Annotated in this window: 15 protein-coding genes; 8 read left to right on the top strand and 7 right to left on the bottom strand. The window is 68.8% G+C overall.

Annotation, left to right across the window (positions count from 1 at the left end; genetic code table 11):
• Nucleotides 1-109: 109 nt before the first annotated feature.
• Nucleotides 110-727 (top strand): acetoacetate decarboxylase family protein, encoded by a 618-nt coding sequence (locus ACIRL2_RS47490; RefSeq protein ID WP_402241397.1) that lies wholly within the window; start codon nucleotides 110-112, stop codon nucleotides 725-727.
• 186 nt (nucleotides 728-913) lie between these two features.
• Here ACIRL2_RS47490 and ACIRL2_RS47485 read toward each other — a convergent pair whose 3' ends face one another.
• The 4 genes from ACIRL2_RS47485 to ACIRL2_RS47470 all read right to left on the bottom strand — a co-directional run bounded on the left by ACIRL2_RS47485 (nucleotide 914) and on the right by ACIRL2_RS47470 (nucleotide 5,485).
• Nucleotides 914-2,593: an FAD-dependent oxidoreductase gene (locus tag ACIRL2_RS47485; RefSeq protein WP_402241394.1), complete on the bottom strand. Its 1,680-nt coding sequence runs from the start codon at nucleotides 2,591-2,593 to the stop codon at nucleotides 914-916.
• Between the two features lie 172 nt (nucleotides 2,594-2,765).
• Nucleotides 2,766-4,295 carry an APC family permease gene (locus ACIRL2_RS47480; protein ID WP_395872335.1) on the bottom strand — a complete coding sequence of 510 codons (1,530 nt, stop codon included), beginning with the start codon at nucleotides 4,293-4,295 and terminating at the stop codon, nucleotides 2,766-2,768.
• Between the two features lie 268 nt (nucleotides 4,296-4,563).
• Complete coding sequence (locus tag ACIRL2_RS47475) at nucleotides 4,564-4,761, bottom strand: hypothetical protein (RefSeq protein WP_395872333.1); 198 nt, start codon at nucleotides 4,759-4,761, stop codon at nucleotides 4,564-4,566.
• Nucleotides 4,762-4,945: 184 nt separating this feature from the next.
• Nucleotides 4,946-5,485 carry a hypothetical protein gene (locus ACIRL2_RS47470; protein ID WP_395872331.1) on the bottom strand — a complete coding sequence of 180 codons (540 nt, stop codon included), beginning with the start codon at nucleotides 5,483-5,485 and terminating at the stop codon, nucleotides 4,946-4,948.
• Between the two features lie 222 nt (nucleotides 5,486-5,707).
• Here ACIRL2_RS47470 and ACIRL2_RS47465 point away from each other — a divergent pair, with 222 nt between their 5' ends.
• The 5 genes from ACIRL2_RS47465 (at nucleotide 5,708) to ACIRL2_RS47445 (ending at nucleotide 13,043) form a co-directional block, all read left to right on the top strand.
• A complete protein-coding gene (locus ACIRL2_RS47465; protein ID WP_395872330.1) occupies nucleotides 5,708-6,499 on the top strand; it encodes a DeoR/GlpR family DNA-binding transcription regulator in 792 nt (263 codons plus the stop codon).
• Between the two features lie 956 nt (nucleotides 6,500-7,455).
• On the top strand, nucleotides 7,456-8,508 hold the full coding sequence (locus ACIRL2_RS47460; protein WP_395872327.1) for a substrate-binding domain-containing protein: 1,053 nt from the start codon (nucleotides 7,456-7,458) through the stop codon (nucleotides 8,506-8,508).
• Nucleotides 8,509-8,636: 128 nt separating this feature from the next.
• A complete protein-coding gene (locus ACIRL2_RS47455) occupies nucleotides 8,637-10,184 on the top strand; it encodes a sugar ABC transporter ATP-binding protein (RefSeq protein ID WP_402241389.1) in 1,548 nt (515 codons plus the stop codon).
• Nucleotides 10,181-11,224, top strand: a complete 1,044-nt coding sequence (locus ACIRL2_RS47450; protein WP_402241387.1) for an ABC transporter permease — start codon at nucleotides 10,181-10,183, stop codon at nucleotides 11,222-11,224. Before ACIRL2_RS47455 ends, ACIRL2_RS47450 begins: the two co-directional genes overlap by 4 nt.
• A gap of 571 nt (nucleotides 11,225-11,795) precedes the next feature.
• Nucleotides 11,796-13,043, top strand: a complete 1,248-nt coding sequence (locus ACIRL2_RS47445; protein WP_402241384.1) for a PASTA domain-containing protein — start codon at nucleotides 11,796-11,798, stop codon at nucleotides 13,041-13,043.
• Nucleotides 13,044-14,177: 1,134 nt separating this feature from the next.
• Here ACIRL2_RS47445 and ACIRL2_RS47440 read toward each other — a convergent pair.
• The 3 genes from ACIRL2_RS47440 to ACIRL2_RS47430 form a co-directional block, all read right to left on the bottom strand.
• The gene (locus ACIRL2_RS47440; RefSeq protein WP_395872319.1) at nucleotides 14,178-15,554 is read right to left on the bottom strand and encodes an ABC transporter substrate-binding protein; all 1,377 of its coding nucleotides are present in this window, start codon (nucleotides 15,552-15,554) and stop codon (nucleotides 14,178-14,180) included.
• A 132-nt stretch (nucleotides 15,555-15,686) separates the two neighbouring features.
• The gene (locus tag ACIRL2_RS47435) at nucleotides 15,687-16,634 is read right to left on the bottom strand and encodes a carbohydrate ABC transporter permease (protein ID WP_402241381.1); all 948 of its coding nucleotides are present in this window, start codon (nucleotides 16,632-16,634) and stop codon (nucleotides 15,687-15,689) included.
• Nucleotides 16,631-17,515, bottom strand: coding sequence for a carbohydrate ABC transporter permease (locus ACIRL2_RS47430; protein WP_395872315.1), 885 nt, complete (start codon nucleotides 17,513-17,515; stop codon nucleotides 16,631-16,633). The genes ACIRL2_RS47435 and ACIRL2_RS47430 overlap by 4 nt, the downstream gene beginning before the upstream one ends.
• A 443-nt stretch (nucleotides 17,516-17,958) precedes the next feature.
• Here ACIRL2_RS47430 and ACIRL2_RS47425 point away from each other — a divergent pair, with 443 nt between their 5' ends.
• Together ACIRL2_RS47425 and ACIRL2_RS47420 are read left to right on the top strand one after the other, a co-directional pair.
• Nucleotides 17,959-18,948, top strand: a complete 990-nt coding sequence (locus ACIRL2_RS47425; protein ID WP_402241494.1) for a LacI family DNA-binding transcriptional regulator — start codon at nucleotides 17,959-17,961, stop codon at nucleotides 18,946-18,948.
• A 229-nt stretch (nucleotides 18,949-19,177) separates the two neighbouring features.
• A partial coding sequence (locus ACIRL2_RS47420) for a beta-galactosidase (RefSeq protein ID WP_402241378.1) occupies nucleotides 19,178-19,804 on the top strand: 627 nt, incomplete at its 3' end.

Raw genomic sequence — 19,804 nt, 5'->3', positions numbered from 1 at the left:
TTGTCCGCGGAAGGACGAGGCAGCCGAGTGGGGGAGGGGCTTCGGGACCCTCGGCGGGTCGGCGCTCCTGCGTGACCGTCCGGTTCATCCGTGATGAAGGGGGCCGTGCGTGTCGGTCTATCCGCCGGAGCCGTGGGAGCTGCGCGGGCAACTCCACATTTCGCTGTTCGCCGTTCCGAGGCGTCATCTGTCCGCCGACACGCCGGAAGGGACCCGGTCCGTGACGATCGCCGGACGTCGCCTGGTCGCCGCGGCCTGGGTCGTGTACGAGCCGGAGGGCGTACTCGCCTACCGCGAATTCCTCGTGGCGATGCTGGTGCGCGAGGGACTGCGTCCGAGGGCCTGCATCCGCGACATCTGGGTCGACCATACGATTGCGCGTGACGGTGGCCGCGCCCTGTGGGGCATCCCCAAGGAGATGGCCCGTATCGACATCCGGCAATACACGGACGGTGGAGTGAACGCACGGGCGGAAACCGCACATTGCCTGGCCCGCGCCGAGTTCACGCCCCGCTTGACGGTGCCCCGGCGATGGACCATCGCCGGCCGGATCGTCCAGACCCTCGACGGCCGTGCGAAGAGGAGCCGCGCACGCGTGCGCACCGGTTTGCGGATCGCGTCCGCCCGCTGGGAGTTCCCGCTCGACGGCCCGTTGGCCGCGCTTTCCGGCCGGCGCCCCCTCGTGTCACTGTCGCTGCGCGACTTTCGGCTGCGCTTCGGGGGCTGACCCGCAGGGCTCGCCGCCCACGCTCCACCATCCGCCGGAACCGCCGGGCACGCGGCGCCGGGGGCTGCTCGCAAGGAGCGCCTCATCCGGTCGTCGCGGTCGTGGCGGCGTGGGTCGTCCCGACGGCGAGCGTCCCCCGGTGCCGGGCGCGGCCGGGCGGACGCGCCCGGCACCGGTGGGGTCGGGTCAGGCCAGGCCGAGGACCTCCTTCGCGGCGCGCTCGCCCTCGGTGGCGCCGCCTTCCATGAAGCCTTGGAAGTCGTAGGAGGTGTGTTCGCCGGAGATGTGCACGTTGCCCTGGCGGGTTCCCTCGTAGCCGGCGTAGCGGTGCAGGTAGCCGACCGGCCAGTACGAATAGGCGCCCAGGGAGTACGGGTTCCTGGTCCAGGCCGACAGTTGGGCCTTGCCGGTCCATTGGGCCTTCGTGCCGGGGAAGAGTTTGTCGATCTGTCCCAGGTAGGTGTTCGCCAGGTTCGCGACGTAGGCGTCCTGTTCGGCGGTGTTGAAGGGGCCGGACGGGTTGAGGGCGGAGGCCATGGTGCCGCCGCCGTATTGGATCAGTACGCCCTTGGTTCCGGGTTGGCCCTTGGTGGTGTCCCAGGTCTGCTGGAACGGCAGGTCGGTGAAGGCGTCGCCGGCCGTCACGCCGGGCCAGGGCCCGAGGCCGTTGCCGCCCGCTCCGAGCCAGGTGCGCTTGGTGAACTGCATGTTGAGTTTGGAGACGTGGCCCATGCGGGAGTCGCGCAGCAGGTTCGTCATCATCGGGTCGAACCCCGCCCGGGTCAGGTCGAGACCTTTGAGGATCGGCAGCGGGACGGCCAGGATCGTGTGGTCGGCGGTCACCGTGGTCGTCGTGCCGTCGGTGTCGAAGGTGAGGGTCTGGGTGCCGTCGCCGTTCGCCCGGACGGCGAGCAGCTTGTGTCCCATCCGCACGGTGCCGGAAGGCAGTGCGGCGTTGATGGCGTTCGGGACCTGGTCGTTCCCGCCGACCACGTGGTAGCGCTCGTTGGAGCCGCCCCAGATGTTGAAGTGCCCCGGGTTGGACTGCCAGCCGAGCATGCAGACGGCGGCGTAGGCGGACTGGTCGGCGGTCTCCGCGCCGTATTCGACGGTGTAGGCGACGTCGAGGAACTGCCCGAGCTTGGACGAGGAGCCGCCCGGGGTCCGGGAGTCGATCCAGTCGCGCAGGGTCGTGTTCGAGATCGCGGTGCCGGCGGCGGTGGTCCGGTTCCAGGTGACGTCGCCGCATTCCTGGTAGTCCCGGCGGACCGCCTGGTACATCGCCTTGAAGTCCTCGTCGGCCTGGGCACGCGGGTAGTAGGCGTTGTCGAACCACAGGGTCTCGGTGGCGCCGTTCGGCCCGGAGCCGGCGAAGTCCACGGTGGCCAGTCCGAACCGGCGGCACAGTTCGAGCATCTTCTTGTGCCCGGTGTCGATCAGCTCGCCGCCGATCTCCGAGGTCTGGCCACCGCCCCAGTAGGTCTTCTGCGAGTACATCCGGCCGCCGACACGGGTGGGATTCGCCTCGTACACGGTGGACTTCACGCCCGCGTCGGCCAGGGTCAGCGCCGCCGTCAGCCCGGCGATGCCGGCCCCGACGATGACCACCCGGCCCGGGTTCGCCGGGGGCCTGGCCGCGCTTTCCGCGGCGAGCGCCGGGCGGCTCAGCGCGGTGCCGGCCAGGCCCAGGCCGATCCCCAGCACTCCGGCTCGCTTGATCAACGCACGCCGGCTCGGCCCGGCGGGGTCGGCGGCGGCCTCGTCACGGATGTCCCGGTACTCGCCGACCGGCATGCGCAGGGCCGCTGCGGCCCGGTGGTCGGCGGCCACGCGTTGCAGCGCGGCCATCGCTCTGGTTCGGCTCATCTTGATGCTCCTTGGAAGAAGGAAGTCGGTTCCCGGCCCGGAACGGGGCGTTGCGGGCACACCGAAGCCTCGGCTCGCGGGCGGAACCGGAAGGGCTTACGCATGACGAAGCCCCGGGCCGTACGCAGAACGGGGAAGGACGTGCGTACGGCCCGGGGCCGGGTGGAGGAGGTCAGCGCTCGGCCGCGTCCTCGAGGATGATGCGGCCCATCCGCTCGTAGCGTTCGGGGCGCTGGTGCTTCATGTAGAGCGCGAGGGCGATGCCCGCGAGGAAGAATCCGCCGACGATGTACGGGATGAGCTTGAAGAGCAGCGTGTCCGCCGCCGCGCCGGCGGCCGTGTCCATGTTGTAGACGAGCAGCCCGACCACGGCGGCCATCGCGACGCCGCCGACGACCGGCGCGGTGAGGGTGGCGAACCAGTGCCTGGTCTCCGGGTGCCTGTGCTGTACGTGGAAGTAGCCGACGACGGAGAAGGAGCACAGCGTCTGGACGATGAGGATCGCCATCGTGCCCAGCAGCGCGAGCAGGCCGTACAGGTGCACCGACGGGTCCATGTCCGCGACGATGAACGCCACCACGAGGACGATCGCGATGACGGACTGGACGAACGAGGCGATGTACGGCGAACCGTGCTTGGCGTGGGTTTTGCCGAGCGCCGGGTGGATGAAGCCCTCGCGCCCGATGGCGTAGAGGTAGCGCGAGGCGCACTGGTGGAAGGCCATCGCACAGGCGAAGGAGCCGGTGACCACCAGCCACTGGAAGATCTTGACCGAGGTGTCGCCGAAGTGATCGCCCAGAGGCGCGAAGAACAGGGTGCCCTCGGAAGCCGCTTCGGCCAGACCGGACTTGCCGGCGGCGGAGACCATCATCCAGGACACGAAGATGTAGAACAGGCCGACGCCGACCACCGAGATGAGCGTGGCCCGGGGGACCACCTTCTTCGGGTCGCGGGACTCCTCCCCGTACATCGCCGTCGACTCGAAGCCCACCCAGGACCAGAAGGCGAAGAACAGCCCGAGGCCCGCCGCTCCCATGCTGCCGTTGACCCCGTCGAAGGCCTTGAGCGGGTTGACCGCCTCGCCGACGATGCCGTCCGGTCCACCGCCGGTGAACAACACCGCGAAGGAGACGGCGGCGAGCACCGCGATCTCCAGGACCAGCGCGACGCCGAGGAACTTGGCCGTCAGGTGGATGTCGAAGAACGCCATCGCCGCGATGGCCAGCAGCCCGAACATCGCGTAGTAACCCCAGTGCAGGTCGAGCCCCCACTGGTCGCTCGCGAGCTGTTTGAACGAGGCCGCGAAGAAGCCGATGATCGAGGCTTCGAAGACGACGTACGCCAGGACCGCCAGCAGGCCCGACGCCATGCCCGCGACCCGGCCGAGGCCGTGCGAGATGAAGCCGTAGAACGCGCCGGCGGCGGTGATGTGCTTGGCCATCGCGACATACCCGACCGAGAAGACGGTCAGCACGAGGGTGGCGAACAGGTACGCGGCGGGAGCCCCGATGCCGTTGCCCGACCCGGCGATGATCGGCAGGTTGCCGGTCATCGCGGTGATCGGGGCGGCGGTGGCGACCGCCATGAATACGACGCCGACCAACCCGACGGAGTTCGCCTTGAGCCGGTTGACCTGTTCGCCGGGGACCTGCAGAGCCACGTCGACCTCGGCACTGTCGAGGGGCTGTTGCTGGGTGGACATCCCACCTCCTTGAGGGTGCGGCCGGAAACGGCACGACACGTCTGACGGACGCCTGTTCTCCGGTTCCTCGTTGAACAGGACGAACGTGATCCGACGGGCCGTCAGCTTCCCGTCGAACCGGAATCCCCCGCAACATGCAATGCGTCAGAAGAAGCCCCCAGGCATCGACACTGTGATCGTTGCCATGGCCCGAGAAAGCACCTTGAAACCCGTCGGTGGGCACCGGCACACGGCACGTCGAGGTGCGGCGCGGCGGGGTGCGACGGCATCATCGGACCGCGCCGATCGCGGCCCGGACCTCACCGGCGCCGGCGAATCCGGTGGTGGACGTCGTCTCGCCCACCCGGAAGCTCCCGACCAGGAAGCCCTGTTCCGGGTCATCGGCGTCATCGGCGTCGTCCACGTCATCGAGGTCTTCGATGACGTAGTCCAGCGTCGCCACGCCGTGGTGCGAGAGTGCTGTCACGGCGGTTGAGTCAGGACGGCTGCCTGCCAAGCCCCGGCAATTCACGGCCGACGGCTGTGTGCACGGATGCTCGTGCAGTCCCGCGTCCGGAGGTCCGACGACGAAGCGGGTGAACCGCACTCGAAGGTCGGCGCGTTCGGGCGAGCGGCAGAACGGTCCGGCGAAGGCGCGCGCGGCCTTCCCTTCATCCGATGCGGTCGGTGTCGCGGTCGGTGGATTCGCGCACCGTGTCGGCGATCGCGTTCTGGAGCTGTTGGTCCGGCATCGTGCGCAAGGCGCCCCGATCCGGCGCCACAAGCCACGCGACGGGCGCGTCCGATGGGCAGGGTGACGGCGGGAAGGTGATCCACACGCCGGCACCGTGGCGTCTGGGAAGTTCCCGGCGACGACGACCGGCGCCTTCGTGCCGCGGGGGAACCAGAAAACCCACGGTGTGGCGTCGGCGATCGAGGATGACCGTGCCGGGTCGGACCCCTCGGGTCCGCAGGAGACTCAGGGCCGCCTCGCCGATCGCGGCACTCACCTCGACGACGTCGAAGGTTTCACCGGCCGCGACCATGCGCGGTTGGTCGGGGTTCGCGACGGACCGGCGGGCCGCGCATCTCGTGTCGACCGTGGTCACTTTCGACTCCTTGGGGATGTACGCGCCCGCCTGTTCGTCACGATGCAGTCCTCGTCGCAACGCGGCGACCTTGATCGCGCGGCCGGGGTCGGGACGAGCCACAGCCACTCTCCCAACAGGTTCAATCATAAAAACACAATGCGGTCCTCGGTTTCAAACATTTCTCACCGCCTCATGCTCGAAATACGGCGCGTCCCCGGGCGCGTCACGAAGCCTGCCGAGGGAGCGGTCGACTCGTTGGATGGGAGGTCCGATGCGACCGGTTCGGCGGCTGCTATGTTTGAAACTGTTGATACGTGGCCCCTGCAATCAATAGGAGGCGGGATGCTGGCCCGGCAGCGGCAACTCGCGATAGTCGACCTGGTGGCCAAGCAGGGAGCGGTGCGTGTCGCCGCCTTGGTGGAGATGTTCGGCGTGTCGGACATGACCGTCCGGCGTGACCTCGAGGTGCTGGCCGAGCAGGGGCTGGTCGCCAAGGTGCACGGGGGCGCGACCTCGGTCGAGATGGGTTCGACGGAGGAACCCGGCTTCGTGACGAAGTCGGGCCGGCAGGCTGCTGAGAAAGAGGCGATCGCCCGTCGTGCGGCGGACCTGGTGCCGCCCGGCAGCGCCGTGGCCCTGTCGGCCGGAACCACCACGTGGACTCTGGCGGGACATCTCGCGGATGTGCCCGGCCTGACGGTGGTCACCAACTCGATTCCCGTGGCCGACGTCTTCCACCACCAGGGCCGCGCCGACCAGACCGTCGTCCTGGTCGGCGGCGTACGTACCCCGTCGGACGCGCTCGTCGGACCCGTCGCGGTCGCGTCGTTGGAGAACCTCAACGTCGACGTGCTCGTGCTGGGGGTGCACGGGATGAGTGTCCGGGCGGGATTCACCACCCCCAACCTGCTGGAAGCGGAGACCAACCGCGCCCTGGTGCGGGCGGCTCGCAAACTCGTGGTGGTCGCGGACCACACGAAGTGGGGCGTGATCGGCATCAGCACGATCGCCCCACTGAGCCAGGCGGACGCTTTGATCGTCGACTCGCGCCTGGGCGAGGAAGCGCAGGAGGAATTGGCCGAACACGTCGGGGAACTCGTGGTCGTCGATCCGAACAACGACATGACCGGGTGACCGGAGCGGTCGTGGCGCGCGGCGGTTCGCCGCGGACGAGCACGTGATCGGCCTGGGCCGCATCGCCGGGGCCGGAGCCCGTGGCCTCTGTTGAGGCCGTTGGCGCGCTCGTGATCCTTCGGCGGCGTGAAGGCGCTCCGGTCGAACGGTCCACGCCCCTTCGCGGGGGACAGCGCCGTTCCCGGCGCGATGGCAGGGGCGAGCCGCGCGCACGACTCGCGGGTGGAAGCTGGAGCGTCCCAGGGGGAGCGAAGCCCGCCCCCCGCCACCATGCCCTGGTCGGACGCCACCATGGTTTGATCGATATGACCGAATTGATACAAGATGGCGGGCATCGGAACCGAGTTCGTGGCTACCGTGACCCCGGGGCGTCCACCAGACGCCGGGTCAAGGCCCTGGTCATGGTTTCGCCTGGCATGTGACCTCATTGCCGGGCGCGACCGCCCTCGCCCGGCGACCCCGCGCAGGTGCGCGGCTGCCGATCGGGCGTGCCTCGTGAACCCCCGCCCCGATGGAGCCGCAGTCCACCCCGGTCGCTTCATCGCGTGCCCGGGCGATCGCTGATCCGCCGCCGACGCCTTCGTTCCGTCGAATCGTCAGGTGCGAGGCGTGCGACCCCCGCCGTAGGCCGCGGTCCGATCCTGCCCCGATCCGCGACCGTTCCGGGATCCAACTCGGTCTCCGACCTGCCGCTATCCCAAGCACCCTGCTTGGCGCAACGGCAATCCAACACATTCCAACGTGCCAACGTTCGTCTCATCCCTCGTTTCACTTCCGTCTCGGTCTCAGACCGGCATGTTTCGGGCTTGGTTCGACGAACGATGTTGCGTTACCGAAATGAGTCTTGTTGGTTAATGTTTGAACTGCTAGATATATGCCTCACGTCGCGAGTGGTTGCGTCGGAAGATGTTTGTTTGACAATCGCAAGCTCCCCGCTGTCCCCAAGGAGATCGATGATGATGCACCGCAGACGCAGTAGGCACGGCGCCGCGATGGTGGCCGCCCTCGCGCTCGCCGTGGGGCTCACCGCCTGCTCGTCGGGCAAGGAAGACAGCAAGGCGGGGACGACGTCGAACACGGCTCCCGTGTCGGGGAACGTCAAGATCGCGTACCTGCAGAAGCAGGGTGACCAGCAGTACTTCATCGACGAAGCGGACGGGGCCAAGGCCAAGGCCAAGGAACTGGGTGTCGATCTGAAGGTCGTCAACCTCGGCAACGACACCAACAAGGCGGTCAGCGAGGTCCAGGCGGCGCTGGCACAGAAGTACAACGGCGTGGTGATCGTCGTGCCGGACCCCGCAGTGGGACCGCAGGTCGTCGAGATAGCGAAGAACGGCGCGGCACTCTTGGCGTCGGATGACCAGATCTGTGTGAACGGCGCCGATCCGACCAAGTGTTCCGCTGATCAATTGGTGCCACGTGTCGGCTTCAGCGGGGCTCAGATGGGCACCCAGGTCGGTGACCGGGCCGCCGAGGAGTTCAAGAAGGCGGGTTGGGCTCCGCAGGACACCGCGATCATCGCCGCGTGGAAGCAGGACGTGACGGTCTGCTCGGATCGTGTCAACGCGGCACACGAGGCGTTCAAGCGGGCGACGGGCGCGGACGTCAAGCTGCTCAAGGTCGGCACCGACAACACCCCGCCCGACGCCCAGAACAAGACCGCGGCCACGATGAGCGGCAACCGCTCGATCAAGCACTGGATCGTGTGGGGTTGCAACGACGAGAACGTCAGCGGCGCGGTCACCGCACTGCAGAACGGCGGCTACGGGGCGGCCGACGTCGTGGGAGTGGGCCTGGGCGGCTACCTGGCCTGCAAGGACTGGGGCTCCGGCAAGCCGAGCGGGATGAAGGCCGCGCTGTTCATCAACGGCTACGAGGTCGGTGGTCTCGCCGTGCAGACGATGGTCGACCGCCTCAAGAACGGCAAGCCCTTCGCGCCCGAGGCGTTCGCGACCACCAAGATGGTCGACCCCTCGAACTGGCAACAGTCCGGCCTCAAGTGCAGTTGACCGAGCCCCCGCCCACGGCGGCAACGACCTGAAAGCCGTCGCCTTCGACGGCACCGACCGGTGCGAGTCGCGACGACCCGACGTCTACCCGCGTCGTCGCGACTCCCCGAAACGCCCCGAGGTCAGTCATGACGCAAAGCCCGCCCCTCGACTCGCCCGGATCCGCGCTCACGGTCGAGAACATCCACAAGGAGTTCTCCGGGGTCCACGCCCTGCGCGGCATCACCCTCGACTTCCCTCGCGGCACGGTCACCGCCCTGATGGGGGAGAACGGTGCCGGCAAGTCGACTCTGATCAGGATCATCAACGGCGACCACCGTCCCAGCGACGGACGCATCATGGTCGCGGGCACCCCCCGCGAGCTGCACAGCCCCGCGGACGCGCGCAGGCACGGAATCCGGGTGATCGCGCAGGAACCCGAGATCGTCCCGCACGTCAGCGTCGCCGAGAACGTCTACGTCGGCGCGTTGCCGCGCAAGAAGGGTCGAATACTCGACCGGGCCGCTCTGTATCGGCGCATGCGCTCCGACCTCGAGCGCCTCGGATTCGCGCACGCCATCGCCCCGCAGACGCTCGGCTCCCAGCTCTCGCCCGCACAACGCCAACTCGTGGAGATCCTGCGCGCGCTGACCACCGAGGCCACCGTCCTGGCCTTCGACGAACCCACATCCTCCCTGTCCGATCACGAGGTGGAGGCCCTCTTCGACCTCATCCGACAGCTCCGTGACCGAGGGCTCGCCATCATCTACGTCTCCCACCGGATGCAGGAGATCTTCCGGCTCGCCGACCGCATCGCGGTACTGCGCGACGGGGCACTGGCCGGCATCCGCGACGCGGCGCAGACCGGCGAGGGCGAGGTCGTGCGACTCATGGTCGGGCGCGACCTGTCGGCAATGTTCGCTCGCAAGCGCAACCCCGTCGACAAAACCGTCCTCGACGTACGCAACCTGACCACCGACCACGTCGCCAAGGTGAACCTCGACGTGTGCGAGGGGGAAGTCGTCGCGCTGGCCGGCCTGGTCGGCGCGGGACGATCGGAACTGGCGGCGGCGCTGGTCGGGGACCTGCCGATCCGCTCCGGCGAGGTCCGCGTCGACGGCCGAAAACTTCGACTACGCATGCCCCGGGACGCGGTGCGGGCCGGCATCGGCTACGCCCCCGAGGAACGCAAGGCCCAGGCGCTGTTCATGACCGGCTCGGTCCGCTACAACATCAGCATCGCCGTCCTCGACCGACTGCGACGCCGGCGGTTCGTCAGCTCGCGACGTGAACGGGAACTCGCCGAGCAGTTCGTCGAGCAACTCGGCGTACGGACGCCGTCCATCGACCACGAGGTCCGCAAGCTGTCCGGCGGCAATCAACAAAAGGTCGTCCTCGCCCGCTGGCTCGCCCGCCGTCCCAAGCTCCTGATCCTGGACGAGCCCACCCGCGGCATCGACGTCGGCGCGAAGGCGGAGATCTACCGCCTCATCGACGAACTGGCCAAATCCGGCGTCGCGATCCTCGTCATCTCCTCCGAACTCCCCGAGGTCCTCGGCCTCGCCGACCGGATCGTCGTCATGCAGAACGGGCGGGTGACCGGCGAACTCGACCGCGCCGCCGCCAGCGAGGAGAGCATCCTCGCCCTCGCCATGGCCTACGACCTTGCCAAATCGACTCCAGGGAACCCGTCATGACCGCCACGACCAGGCAGGCACCAGCACCGATGCCCACCCCCACCGCCGGCGGATCCGCCCGGGCACTCCCACGCCGCGTCACCACCGCGATCGGCGCGCAGAACACCAGCCTCATCGCCGCAGTGATCGCCGTCGTCGGCATCTTCACCTGGCTCGACGACGGTTACCTGACCACCGCCAACATGACGGTGATCGGCGACACGGTGGCCGTGACCGGCCTGCTCGCGGTCGTACAGACCGTCGTCATCATCTGCGGAGCCCTCGACATCTCGGTCGGCTCGCAGGCCGGCATAGCCTCCGTGGTCAGCGCGATGGCGTTCACCTCGGCCGGCGGCAAGGCGGCGGTCGGCATCCTCGCCGCGATCGGTGTCGGGATCGCGGCGGGTGTCGTCAACGGCATCGTCATCGTGTACGGGCGGGTCAACCCGGTCATCGCCACCCTAGCCACGCTCGCCGCGTACAAGGGCGTCGCCCAACTGCTGGCCGGCGGCCGGGCGCAGGGCTACGTCCTGGGCAACGACTTCTTCATCTTCCTCGCCCGCGGCAAGATCCTCGGCCTGTCCGTCCAGATCTGGGCCCTGCTCCTGGTCGCCGCCGCCGTGCACGTCCTGCTCAAGTACACCGACATCGGCCGCAACATCTACGCCATCGGCGGCAACGACACCGCCGCCCGCCTCGCCGGCATCAACATCAACAAGTACCTCGTGTCCGTCTACGCGCTCGCCGGCGTGGTGGCCGCGATCGCCGGCGTCATCCTCACCGCGCGCACCGGCTCCGGACAACCCACGTCCGGCAGCGAGGGCCTCGAACTCAAGGCCATCACCGCCGCCGCACTCGGCGGCTGCGCCCTCCAAGGCGGCAAGGGCGGCATCGGCGGCACGCTGCTGGCGGTCTTCCTGCTCGGCGCCCTGGACAACGGTCTCAACGTCGTCGGGGTCAACTCCTTCTGGCAAAACGTCGCCCAGGGAGCCCTCCTCGTCGTCGCCGTCGTCATCCAACAACGCCGCAGCGGCGAACGCGCCGTCGGCCTGCCGACATAGCGAGCGGCACAACGGATCGAGACCACGCCGGGCGCCGATTCGGCCACGGAGGCCGAGTGCCCGAGCAGGCCCCGCGGCTGCCGGTCGTCCCGGTGCGTGACTCGCAAGGACCTCGCCGAGACCGGCGGGAACGACACCGGTGCCGTCCCCGTCACCGGGCGGCGGTCGCACTGATGGCGATCGGTGGTGGAGCGCTGTACCCGAACCAGCGTCGCGGCCGTCCCCGGGCCTGAGCGGATCGGATCATCGGGTCGGACCGGCACGAATCGTCGTGCCGGTCCGACCCGATGACGCAGGACAAGAGCTCCGTGAACAGCGATTCCGGACGCCCCCGCGATGTGCGAGCGGCGGTGCGCACCCGTGCGCGGGAACGTTGGTATGAAGATCGAGAGGGACGACGAACGTGTTGTGGTGTGTGTTGTGCGGCTCGCCATACGCGGAGACCGACGTCTACTGCCCGGGCGGGCAGTGCGGAGCCGACCTGAGCGGTCAGCGATCGGGAAATCCGGTGTATGCCGTGCAGGCGTGGTGCGAACCGCGCGAGGTGACGGCCGGACCCGGTGAGACGGTCATGGTCAGGTTGAACCTGCGCAACGCCGGCAGCGCGCTCGACCGCTACGAACTGCGGGTCGCGCCGGATGCCGAGTCGCGGACGGCCGTGGACCGGCCCGGCCTTCCCGACGTCTTCTCGGGCGAACGGCGGGTGTGGGCGATCGTGTATACGGTCGGGCAGGACGATCTCGACGTCGCCACCCGGGTCCCGAGCGACGGCGGTGTCCCAGCGTCCGACTTCGGTGCGGGCGGCGCGTTCGAGGAATCGATCGAACGGGAGCCGGCGAACACCGACGTGGTGATCCGAGTGGTCTCCACCAGGGACCCGAGGGTGGAGGCGGTCGCGGTGTTCTCGATCCGCGCCGCGTCCGCGGATCGCCGGGGCCGGCGCGTGTCGGCGGCGGACCCCTACGAATCGGGCGACCCGTATGGGGGTTTGCACGGAGGTCGCGCCCGCGGGCTCCGTATGGCCGGAGTCGCCGCCGCGCTCGTGGTCACCGTCGTCCTGGTGAGGCTCGGCGCGTCGGGACCCGGCGACGCCGAGGGGCCGGCTGCGCAGCCGGTGACCGGATCGTCGGCGATGGCCTTGCCGACCGCCACGAGCAGCCCATCCGTCTCCGACACTCCCGCGCCGATCACGCCGAGCACATCGACCGACGTCACCGTCGCGGTACCCGACGTGGTCGGCAAGTCCCGGACCCAGGGCCTGGCAATCCTGCGCGAGAAGGGCTTTCGCTACACCGTTGTGGGCGTGGGTGACAAGATCGCCTCGACGGATCCGGCTCCCGGCAGGAAGGTGCACCCCGCGAAGACGACGATCACGGTCACGTTGTCCGGACCGACGGCGTCCGCGAGCACCCCCGCCGCGACGGTGAGCGTACCGGGCGTGGCGAACCTCCCGTACGAGCAAGCCGAGGCCCGGCTGATCGCCCTCGGCTTCATGGTCACCCGTGTGGAGGAGACCTCGACCTCGGCTGCGGGCACGGTGCTGCGGACCAGCCCCGCGGAGGGCGCGACGGCTTCCCCGGGATCCACGGTGACCGTGACGGTGGCAAAGGAGGACGGCGCCATGACGGTGGTGCCCAACCTCTACAACCGGTACATGCCCGACGCGTTCGCCATAGTGCGCGCGGCCGGTCTCAAGTTCGACCTGCCGTACGGCGACCACCTTCGCATGTGCCGACTTCGGGGCTTCAGTCCCGGCGAGGGCGCGCCGATTCGCAAGGGCGGCACGATCAAGGTGCTGCACATGGTGGGCTGCGATTGATCCCCGCGCCCGGGCCGGCCGGACGCCCCCGCGCGGTGCCCCGACCCGGGTAGGTCGTCTCCCTCAACCCCCACGCATTCGATTCCCGACGTCGAACTGCCCCTCGCGCGGCATGATTTGCCGGCCGACGACCGCGACCTCACGCGCCGAACCGGCGCGCCCCCGCGAGGTGTGACCGTTCCTGGGTTCCATGCCGGTCCGCCAACGCGGCGTCTGCTCGATCCCGAGTGACCACAGGAAGCCGGCGCGTTCGTCTCCCCCTGCCTTGAAGGCACGCCTCTGGCCGTCACGTCGGCCTCGACCGCGGTGAAGTCGTCGCGGAGCGAACTCGGGGTCGCAATGTGCGTGCCCCGGTGGCCCACGCGTATCCGACGGAGTCCACACGGCGTAGCCGGTGTCGGACGGGATAGCGCAGTCGGGCGCATGCCGGTGAGTGCGGCGAGTCTCATGGTTGGGGCGTCGGCAGGCGCGGAGGCGCGGCCCGGATGAGGGCCGCGCCTCCTGTCCCTCCCTCGTGGGGAGGAGATCGGATGGCTCTGCGGGGGTCCGACCGCATGATCAGGGACCCGGGACCCGGAACCCGGGACCCGATGCCGCTGCGCCGGTTCGGTTCCTGTCGTCGGACCGGTGCGGCGGGTGTGGGATCACGCAGGCGGAAGGGAACTGCATCCTGGGGTCAAGTCGTGTGCAGGGAGCGGTGGTTGGTGCCACCGGCTTGCCCTGCGCCTGGCCCGTGAGCGGCTGCGGACGGTGACGAGGAGGCCGGTCGCCAGTAGTGCCCCGGCACAGACGAGGATGACCGGTGTGTGGTCGGTCTCCCGTGTCCCGGCCAAGGTGCCGCCGTCGACTTCGGTGTCGGTGCCGACACCGACTTCGGTGTCTGTGTCGTTGTCGGCGGGGAGGTCTTCCGCGGCGGCGGCAGACGCCGGAGCCTGCGCTGCGGTTGCCGGGGCCGACGGCGGCGCCGATGCAGCCGCAGACGCCGCTGTGGACTCGGACGCCGACACGGATGCCGCGGGCCTGCCCGGCGCGGAGGATGTCGGGGGTTGATTTCCGGATGTGACGCGTACGCGTGCCGAAGCGGGTCGAACAAGCACCCGGGGAGGGCTGTTCGACCCGCGACGAGAGCAAGCGTCACTTGATCGTGAAGCCCTGGTCCTTGCCGAAGGAGACGATGCGCTCCTGCCAGGTCGAGAGTGCCCCGGGCAGGTCGCCGCCGGGCTTGGACGCCTGGCCGATGGTGTCCTTGAAGATGCTGTTCGCGTACACCTGGAACGGCAGGTACTGCCATCCCGGCCGGACGGCCTCGGACATCTGCGCGAGGACCTCGTTGGGCTTCGAGCCCGGGAAGTACGGGACTTCGGCGCCGCGGAAGGCCGGGTCCTCGAGCAGCGCCTTGGTCGCCGGGAAAAGGCCGACATCACTGTTGAGCGACTTGACCGCCTCCGGGTCGGAGTTCAGCCACTGGGCGAAGGCGAGGGAAGCCTCCTTGTTCTTGGCCTGCTTGGTCACCGCGACCGCGGACCCGCCGTTCTCGGAGCCGGCCGGCGCCCCGTCCTGACCCTGTGGCATCGGTGCGACCGCCCATTGGCCCTTGCTTTGTGGGATGTTCTTCTGGAGCACGGCCGGCGCCCACGCACCCGTCATCCACAGCGCGTACTTGCCGGCTGCCATGGACTTCCACCACTCGTCGTTCCAACTCGGTGTGGTGTCGACGGTCTTGTCCGCGAGCATTTGTCCCCAGGTCGCCGCCCACTTGTCCGCGCCCGGGTCGCCCTTGAGCTTGACCGCGACCGTGCTCTCGCCGGTGACCTGGTACGGCTTCCCGTCCTGCTGCCAGATCATGCTGTTGCCGATTCCCGCGTCGCCCGGGTCGACGTAGGTGACGAAGTTCTCCGGATTCGCGGCCTTGATCTTCCTGCCGAGTTCGGCGACCTCGGCCCACGTCTTGGGCGGTGTCGCGCCGAGCTTGTCGAGGATGTCCTTGCGGTAGAACATCGCCATCGGTCCGGTGTCCTGGGGGATGCCGTAGATCCCGCCGGCCACATTGACCTGCGACCACGCCGACTTGGCGAACTTGTCCTGGAGTGAGGCCGCCCCGTAGTCGGCGAGGTTGACCAGTTGCTTGGTGAGCGCGAACTGCGGCAGCGCGAAGTACTCGATCTGCGCCACGTCGGGGGCGCCGGTCCCGGCCTTCAGCGCGGCCTGCAACTTGGTGTACTCGTCGGCGGATTGACCGACGTTGGTGACCTTGACCTTGACCTTCGGGTACTTCTGCTCGAACAGGGCCACCGTCTTCTCGATGTTCGGCACCCAGCTCCAGAACGTGATCTCGGCGGGCTTGTCGAGCGCTCCGGCAACCGCGGTGGGGTCGGACTTCTTGCCGCCGCCCTGGTCGTCGGACTTGCCGTCCGAGCCGCACGCGGTCAGCGCGAGAGCAAGGGTCGCGGCGGTCGCGGCGGTGATCCCGCGTGCCGTGCGTCGGCGGACGATCGGCAGTCTTGCGTTCATGTGTGCCACTCCAGAGGTATTTCGCGTGGTCGAGGACAAGCGAACGTGGGAACGGGTGGGTGACGAAGGGGTGGTGGAGCCGACGACAGTCCGGCGAGCGAGCGGCCGCGGATCGGGCGAACGAGAGATCCGCTACTGCTTGACGCCACCGGCCGACAGGCCGGACTGCCAGAACCGCTGGAGGAAGAGGAAGGCCACGACCAACGGCACGATCGCCAGCAGGCTGCCGGTGAGCAGCAGCGGATAGATGGGCGTGTCGCCCGCGACGCTGCCGCCGTTGGCGAGCCCGTTCCACCGGTTGAGGCCGACGGTCAGCGGGAACCAGTTGAGGTCGTTGAGCACGATCAGCGGCAGGAAGTAGTTGTTCCAGGTCGCCACGAGTGCGAACAGCAGCACCGTGACGAAGCCGGGCATGAGCAGTCGCAGTGAGATGGTGAAGAAGATCCGCAGCTCGCCGGCGCCGTCCATGCGGGCGGCCTCCAGCATCGCGTCCGGCACCGCGTCGGCCGCGTACACGCGCATCAGGTACAGGCCGAACGGGCTGGCCAGGGAGGGCAGGATGACCGCCCACGGGGTGTTCACGATGCCCACGTCGCTGAACAGCAGATACGTGGGGACCGCGAGCGCGGTGCCCGGGATCGAGATCGCCCCGACCACGAGTGCGAACATCAGCCTGCGTCCGACGAAATCGAACTTGGCCAGCGCGTATCCGCCGAGCGTGGCGATCAGCGCCGCGCCACCCGCGCCGACCACCGAGTACAGCAGGTTGTTGGCGAACCAGCGCAGATAGATGCCGTCGTCGTAGGTGAAGACGTCGTGGATGTTGTCGAACAACGCGAAGTCGTCGGCGAACCAGAGCCCGCGCGAGGAGAACAGGCCCTCGTTGGACTTGGTCGCACCGAACATCAGCCAGAGCAGGGGCAACAGGGTGTAGGCAAGCATCAGCGCCATCGCGACGGTCAGCGCGGCGCTCTTGCGATCGCGGCGCCCGCGCCGCGGTCGGCGGCTGCGAGGGCGCAGGAACCTGGTCGGTGCCTCGTCGGTCACGGCCGGTCGATCCGGCAGGGTGGAAGTGCTCACTGCATGCGCTCCCGTCGTGCGGTGGCGAGTTGGACCAGGTACGCGACGAACACGGTGACCACGCCGAGGACCACCGCGATGGCGGCCGAGTAGTTGAACTGGCGGCCGCTGAACGCGAGGTTGTAGGCGTACAGGTTCGGGGTGTAGTTGGTCGGCACCGACGCCGGGGCGAGCGTCTGGAGGATGCTCGGCTCGTTGAACAATTGAAAGCTGCCGATCACGGAGAACGTGGTGGCCAGCAGCAACGCCGGCTTCAGCGCCGGGAGTTTGATGCTCCAGGCCTTGCGGAAGGAACCCGCGCCGTCCATGTCGGCGGCCTCGTAGAGCTCGTCGGGGATCGCCCGCAGAGCGGCGTAGAGGATCAGCATGTTGTAGCCGACGTAGGACCAGGTCACCACGTTGCCGATGGACGCGAGCATCCAGTCCGGACCGAGCAGATCGGGCAGTTTCGTGCCGAGCAGGTCACCAACCTCGGCGGCGAGGCCGAAGCGGTCGCCGTAGATGTAGCCCCACATCAGTGCCGCGACCACGCCGGGCACCGCGTAGGGGATGAATATGCCCACCCTGAAAAGGCCCGGCGCACGCAACCGGCCGCTGTCGATGGCCAATGCCATGAGCAGCGACAGGGTCAGCATCAGCGGTACCTGGATCGCGAAGAACAGCGCGACCCGGGCCAGCCCGGCGGTGAACAGGTGGTCGCTCAGCGCCTTCGAATAGTTGTCGAAGCCGACGAAGACCGTGCCCCCGATCATCCGATCCTCGTACAGGCTCAGCCGGAACGCGTAGACGAGCGGTGCGGCAACGCCGATGACGAAGACGATCAGGAAGGGGGCGAAGAAGGCATGACCGGTGAGGTTGCGCCGTAGGGCGCCGCGCTTCACCGCGGACCTCTGCGGCAACGCGGGGCCGAGTCGAGTCTCACGGAAGGTCCTCCGGGACGCTGCGTCACGCCGGGCTCGATATCGAGGACGGATCGCAGGCGGTTCGGGTGGAAGGGGGCGGGATCGCGGAAACGAGGATCGCTCGTTGATGTTTGCGCCAACATTTCGGCTGCGATTCGAGAGTGTGTCCTCAGCATGTCGTGCTGTCAATAGTCGACCGTGGGGCAAGAAGTCGGAAATAGTCCGCCATCGGTACCTCGGAACCGACAATCTCAGGTCACGATCGCAACCCCGTTGACCTGACTTCGTGTTTGCGCAAACATGACTCGTGCGCTGCCAGGGCGCCACGCGGTGAGTGAAAGGACCGGGGTATGCCGAAGGAAGGTGGACCGGCGATGCCCGGGACGGGTGGATCCGCCACAGCGCGCAAGCGCGCCCCGTCCATGGCCGACGTCGCCGAGATGGCCGGGGTCTCCAGCCAGACCGTCTCGCGCGTCGCGAACAACCGCAACAACGTCGACGAGGCGACGCGCGAACGCGTGCTCGCCGCGATGCGGATGCTCGGCTACCGACCCAACACGGCCGCCCGGGCACTGGCCACCGGCAAGTTCCGGATGCTCGGCGTGATCAGCTTCGGACTGAACGCGTACGGGAACGCCCGCACGCTCGAAGCCATCGTGTCGGCCGCGCAGGACGCGGACTACTCGGTGAACGTGGTCAGCGTGCGCGCGCAGACCGAGAGCGCGGTGCACGAGGCGTTCGACCGGTTGACCATGCAGGCCGTGGACGGCATCATCCTGATCGAGGCGCAGATCCTCGACACCTCCGCGCTCCGGCTACCCTCCGGCCTGCCGGTCGTCGTGGTAGACGGCGAGGAGACGCGGCGTCACCCCGGAGTCGACACCAATCAGGCCGAGGGCGCCCGGTTGGCCACCGAGCACCTGCTCGACCTGGGCCACCGCACGGTGTGGCACGTGTCCGGCCCCCAGGACTCTTACGCGGCCCGCCGCCGTGCCGAGTCGTGGCATCGCACCCTCAAGGACGCCGGCTCGCGCGTTCCCCCACTGCTGTACGGCGACTGGACGGCGGCAAGCGGCTACGCGGCCGGCCTCGAACTCGCCGCGAACCCCGATGTGACCGCGGTGTTCGCGGGCAACGACCAGATGGCACTGGGCATCGTGCGAGCCCTGCACGAGGCCGGCCGTGCCGTACCCCATGACGTCAGCGTCGTCGGCTTCGACGACTTGGCCGAGTCGGCCTGGTTCCTGCCCTCGCTCACCACCGTCCACCAGGACTTCGAGGAAGTCGGCCGGCAGTGCGTCGCACTGTTGCTCGACCAATTCCGCGTCGGCCACGCGGACGTCCGCGGCGCGACCTCGGTCGCGTCGAACCTGATCGTCCGCGACAGCACCGCCGCACCGCTCGGCGCCTGACCACCACCGCCCAACGAAACCCCAACCCATACCGAACCGGAAGCACCCACACGGGCGCGTCGCGTGCCCGCGAATCCAATGTGGGTCGGCGGCGAATGCGCGGCGCTCGAAGTCCCCCCGCGAACCGGCACATCCCGGGGGGCACGTGCCTCCGGGTCCCACCGCAACCTCGAAGGAGAAGTGGCGCACGGACCGGTGGCCATAGGCCCTGCCACGCCACAACGCACCGATGAACGACACCACACCCACTCCCGCCGGCCGCGTGGCCGCGCTGCGCGCGCGCCTGGGCGGCATCGGCTTCGGCGCCGACTACAACCCGGACCAGTGGCCCGAGGCCACCCGCGCCGAGGACCTCAAGCTGATGACCGAGGCCGGGGTCACCGTCGTGAACCTCGCGATCTTCGGCTGGGCCCGGGTGGAACCGGCCCGCGACGCCTACGACTTCGCGTACTTCGACCGCGTCATGGACGACCTCGCCGCCCACGGCGTCACCGCCGACCTCGCGACCATGACGGCCGCACCGCCGCCGTGGCTGATCACCGAACACCCCGAGGTGCTGCCCAGGACGGCCGACGGCACGGTCCTGTACCCCGGCGGGCGTCAGCACTTCTGCCCGTCCTCGCCGATCTTCCGCGATCGTGCCGCGCGTCTGGTCGAGGCGGTCGCCACGCACTACCGCGACCACCCCGCGCTCGGTCTGTGGCACGTCGGCAACGAGTACGGCTGCCACGTCGCGGAATGCTTCTGCGACACCTCCGCCGCCGACTTCCGACGCTGGCTGGGCGAGCGCTACAAGAACGTGGACGCCCTCAACGACGCGTGGTCCACCGACTTCTGGTCCCAACGCTACGCGTCC

Source organism: Embleya sp. NPDC127516 (assembly GCF_044765325.1).
Lineage (GTDB): Bacteria > Actinomycetota > Actinomycetes > Streptomycetales > Streptomycetaceae > Embleya.
The sequence above is the reverse complement of the archived record's forward strand: the minus strand, read 5'-3'. Positions and strand labels throughout refer to the sequence as shown.